The 5556-nt window shown below is 68.1% G+C and carries 2 protein-coding genes; both read left to right on the top strand.

The window, feature by feature from the left end; translation table 11 throughout:
* A partial coding sequence (locus tag ACZYX4_RS17500) for an Ig-like domain-containing protein (protein ID WP_463878342.1) occupies nt 1-5150 on the top strand: 5150 nt, incomplete at its 5' end.
* A 171-nt stretch (nt 5151-5321) separates the two neighbouring features.
* The coding region (locus ACZYX4_RS17495) for a hypothetical protein (RefSeq protein ID WP_463878345.1) at nt 5322-5556 on the top strand (235 nt) is incomplete at its 3' end.

Here is a 5556-nt window from a genome sequence, read left to right as displayed (position 1 = left end):
GTTATGTGTTCCGGGTGAACCGGGATTTGGTGGTCCTCAATGATGTGAATTCGGGCAATGTCTGGCTGGTCAACCAGAACATGCAGCTCGTCAACAACTGGGACGACGTCATCCCGCCGCAGCAGACCTCCGACGACGCGGACAAAGACTCCGCCGACGAGGTCCAGCAGACCGTCCTCCCGGACCGCAGCAAACCCAACGGCGCTCCCGTGGCCAAGCCGGACAGCTTCGGCGTGCGCGCCGGCAAGACCACCATCCTCCCCGTGCTCGACAACGACACCGACCCCGACGGCGACATCCTCACCGTCCGGGCGCCCGATCCGATCATATCCGGACTCCTGGCACCGATCTACGGCTCCACCGGCTTCCAGGTCAGCGTGCCGGCGGAGAAGACCGGCTCGGAGACGTTCAAATATTCAGCGGACGACGGCCGCGGCCTTTCCGCCTCCGCCGACGTCACGCTCGCCGTCATCCCCGCGGGGGAGAACTCCGCGCCGCGGCAGAAACCCAACCGGAACACCTCCCTCGTGGTGCAGTCCGGCAAGCTTGTCACCCAGAACATCCTCCCGGACTGGATCGACCCCGACGGCGATGACCTCTACGTGGTCAGCGCCACCAGCAGCGACCCCCGCGACCAGGTCAAGGCCCGCCCCGACGGCCTGCTCAGCTTCCAGGATGCCGGCGCCGAGCCCGGCCGCAAGATCGTCACCGTCACGGTCTCCGACGGCCAGTCCAGCACCGAAGGCAAAATCACCGTCGACGTCCGGGCGCCCGGCGCCCTCCCGCCGATCGCCAACGCGGACCACCTCGTCGCCGTCGCCGGGGTGGACACGGTCATCGCCCCGCTTAAAAACGACTCGGATCCCCAGGGCGGAGCGCTCCGGCTGGCCCAGGTCACCCCGGACGGGAACTCCACTGCCACGATGGGCGCGGACCAGCAGACCTTCACGTTCAACTCCACCGCCCAGGGCGCCCACTACGTCACCTACCTCGTGACCAACGGCCCGGCCAGCGCCCAGCAGCTGGTCCGGGTCGACGTCGTGCCCGGCAACGGTGACGGCGCCCCGGTGGCCGTGCGGGACACCGCCCTGCTCCCCAGCGGCGGCAGCGTCCTGGTGGATGTCCTGGGCAACGACTCCGATCCCTCCGGCGGCGTGCTGGTGGTCCAGTCCGTCACGGCCGCTGACGGGCAGCCCGTGAGCGTCTCCGTCCTGGACCACTCGGTGGTCCGCATCACCGACATCCGCGCGCAGGGCCAGCTCAACGTCAAATACACCATCTCCAACGGCAAGTCCTCAGCCAGCGGCGAGATCGCCGTCCTCGTGGTCCCGGCCCCCGCGAAGCTCCAGGCCCCGCAGGCCAAACCGGACGAAGCCACCGTCCGGGCCGGTGACGTCGTCACCGTTCCGGTCCTCGAGAACGACACCGACCCCAACGGCGGCGAACTGCGCCTTGAGCCGGTGCTCGCGCAGCAGCCCGGCGCCGCCGACGGCCGCATCTTCCACTCCGGCAAAACCCTGCGCTTCATTGCCGGCGACGCGCCCAAAACCGTGTACGCGATCTACAAGGTCACCAACAACTCCGGACAGTCTGACTCCCAGCAGCTCACCATCCGGATCCGGGCCCGCGACGACGAACGGAACACCCGGCCGGAACCGAAAAACCTGACTGCCCGGGTGGTTGCCGGCATGGTGGTCCGCATCCCCGTGCCGCTGGACGGCATTGATTCGGACGGCGACTCCGTCCAGCTGACCGGCATCGACAAGGCCCCCGCGATGGGCACGGCCGTGGTCGAAGACGGCTACCTCGCATTCACGGCCGCCGGGGACGCCGCCGGCACGGACACCTTCAGCTACCGCGTGCGGGACCGGATCGGCGCCGAAAACACCGGAACCGTGATTGTTGGCATCGCCCCGCCGGAAGCGAACAACCAGAAACCCATTGCCATGGACGATGCCGTCGACGTCCGCCCCGGCCGCAAAATCGCCGTCGACGCCCTCACCAACGACTCGGACCCGGACGGGGACCCGATCAGCCTGGTCTCCAACGCCTTCGAGGCCCGCCCCGAACTGCAGGTGGAAGCAGCCGACGGCGGCAAGGTGCTCCTCACGGCCCCCGGCACCGCCGGCAACGAGAGCGTCAGCTACAAAATCCAGGACGACAAGAAAGCCCAGGGCAGCGCCGTCATCCGCGTCCGGATCAGCCCGGACGCGGCCCTCAAGCTCCCGGTCGCCAAGGACGACGTGGTCACCGCCGCGGAGACACTGGGCAAGTCCGCCGTCGACGTCCCGGTCCTCAAGAACGACTCGGACCCCGACGGCGTCGCCGCCGAACTCAAGATCTCCCTGCCGGACGGCAACCCGAACGCTCGCGTCGGAGGCGACGGCAACGTCGTCGTGGACCTGGTCCCGAAGGACCAGCTGGTCCCGTACACCGTCACCGACGTGGACGGCCAGAGCGCGACGGCGGTCATCTGGGTTCCCGGGCAGGGCGAGCAACACCCCACCCTGGCGCGCACCGACGTCGTCGAGGTGATGGCCGGCCAGGAAACCACCCTCGACCTGAACGAGTACGTCCGGGTCCGGGAAGGACGCACCCCGCGCATCACGCAGGTGGAAAAAGTCCGGGTGCAGGGAGCCGCAACGGAGGACGTTGTGGCCGGTAACGGCTCCGCGCTGCGCTACGCCGCGCTCAAGGACTACGTCGGCCCCGGCGCCGTGACCTTCGAGGTCACCGACGGTACCGGGCCGGACGATCCGCAGGGCCTCACATCGACCCTGAGCATCATCACCAGGGTCATCCCGGACCCGAACGCCAACCACCAGCCCAGCTTCAGCGGGACCGATCTTGAGGTGCCGAAGTCCGAGTCCGTCAGCCTGGAGCTCGGCAACCTCGCCAAGGATGTGGACTCCGGCGACCAGGAGAAGCTCACGTTCGAGCTCGACGGCACCCTGCCCGAGGGCTTCACGGCCTCTGTGGACGGCGGGACCCTGAAGGTCACGGCGGATTCGGCAAAGGCCGCCGGGTGGAAGGGCAGCATCCCGCTCAAGGTCACCGACGGCCGCTCGGAGCCGGTCAAGGCCAGCGTCACGGTCACCGTCGTCGCTTCCAACCGCCCGCTGGCGGTCGCGAACGAGGACGTGATCGATAAGGCGAACGCCGGCAGGGCCGAGACCATCAACGTGCTCGCCAACGACTTCAACCCCTTCAGCGATACGCCGCTGAGGATTGCCGCCGCGACGGTGGAAACCGGCTCCGCCGCCGGCCAGCCTGCCATTGCCGGGGACTCGATCACCGTCACCCCGGCCGCCGGCTTCAAGGGCGTGATGGTGCTGAGGTACACCGTGATGGACAAGACCGACGACGTCTCCCGGCAGACCGACGGCCGGGTCCGGATCACGGTCCGGGACAAGCCGGATGCCCCTTCGGCACCGTCCGCGACGGAGGTCCGCAGCCGCACCGCCGTGCTCAAATGGGCCCCGCCCTCGGACAACGGCGCGGTCATCAGCAAGTACACCGTGAGTTCCAGCGGCTTCAGCCAGGACTGTCCCACCACTACGTGCACGCTCAGCGGCCTGACAAACGACGTCAAGTACGTCTTCACCGTCACCGCCACCAACGAGGTGGGGGAGTCGGCGCCTTCGGTGGCGTCCAACGAAATCAGGCCGGACGAGAAGCCGTTCCCGCCCGAGGCCCCGAGCGTCAAAGCCGGCGACAAGAACATGGTGATCAACTGGGTCCCGGCCAGGACCGAGGGTTCGGCCGTCAAGGGCTACAACCTGGAGATCTCCCCGCCGCCGGCCACCGGGATTGCCGTGAAGAACGGCGTCGCGGGCCTGAACTACACCTGGCCGGGACTGACCAACGGCGTCCGGTACAAGGTGCGCGCCCAGGCCGTCAACGAACTTGGCCCGTCCGAGTGGGGCGTCTACTCCGCCGAGGACAACCCTGCCGGTGTTCCCGCGGCCCCGGCGGCACCAACGACGACGGCTGCCTCCTCCGTGGGGACCTCGAACCAGCTCAAAGCGAACTGGGCCGAACCGAACACCAACGGCGACGCGATCAAGAACTACTACGTCACCATGAGCGGCGGCGGCGGGACCACCCAGGCCCAAATGGTGGCCGGGACGGTCCGGACCGCGACGTTCACGGCGAACAACTCCGAGGCGTCCTACACGTTCACCGTCCAGGCCGAGAACAAGGCCGGCAAGGGCGCCGTCAGCGCCCCGTCCGCACCGCGCCGCGCCACCGGCAAGCTCTCTGCGGTTTCCGGAGTGAGCGCCACCGAGGCCAACACCGGCGGTGCAGGCAGGGCCGTGACGATCAACTTCCGGGAACTCACCGACGCAGAGCGCAACGGCTCGGCGCCCAATGAGGTCAGCTACACGTACCGGGCCACCACCGGCCAGTCCGGTCCCATCAGGCCCGGGCAGACCGTCGGCGGGTTCACGAACGGGGCCGCGACGACCATCACGGTGGTCGCGAACTCCACCGTGGCGCCGAGCTCGGACGCCAGCACCGGGGCCGGCACGACACCGTACGGCGCGCCCGGAACCCCCTCCGCATCAGGCCAGAATGGCACCGAAAACCAAAAGAACCTCAGCTTCAGCTGGAGCTCGCCCTCGACGACGACCAACGACGTCGCCTACACCCGGATCAAGATCGACGACGGAGCCTGGGAACGGGTCCCGGCCTCGGGAAGCCGGACTGTCAACACCGGCGGCTTCAGCGAACCCCACCGGATCCAGGTCCAGACCGTCAACTCCGTGGGCACGGGCGGTCCGGTCGCCACGGCCACCGCCCAGTCCGGGGCCCAGAAGAGCAGTTGGGCAACACGGCTCAACACCGGAATGGACCGCAGCTGCACGGACCTGCCCGGTGCCACGTCCTACGACGACAGCCAGCCGGGGAACTTCACCTGCGATGGACAGTCGGGCTACACCAGACCCTGGATGTCGCGGTTCGACTCGTTCGACGTCATGTGCTGGAAGCCGCACGGCACGTACTACAGCGGCGACGGCCAGTGGTACTACATCATGCGCGGTTCGCCGAACGCGACCCGCTGGATCAATTCCACCCACACCTCGATTGGATCGCCCGGGCAAAGCGGCGTTCCGGTCTGCACCTTCCCGGTGGGAGCAACGCCATAGCCGCGCCGGGGGCCTGCCGGGGACCGTCCGGTGGGCAGTCCTGCCCATCGCGCACCCCCGGACAGTTCGGTAGGCTGTCGCGGGAACTGAGGGCCGTCTCCCGGGTCCGCCACGGGAATCACCACGCCACTGTGAAGGAATTCTGAAGCTGTGACACGTCTTTTCGCCACGCTGGGGTCCAGGAAGCCGGGCTCTGATCGTCCGGGGTCAAACAAACGGCGCAACAGGGTCATCACCCTGACCGCCTCCATCTCCGCTGCCGCGGTGCTGGTCACGGCTGCCATCATCTATCCGGGGTTTAAGACCACTGAGGTGGAGTTGAATGATGGTGGGGTGTGGGTGGTGTCGAAGTCGAAGAATGCGGTGGGGCGGTTGAATTATCCGTCGCGTGTTCTGGACGGGGCGG

The sequence above is a fragment of the Pseudarthrobacter leeuwenhoeki genome, from assembly GCF_055412885.1.
The sequence above is the reverse complement of the archived record's forward strand: the minus strand, read 5'-3'. Positions and strand labels throughout refer to the sequence as shown.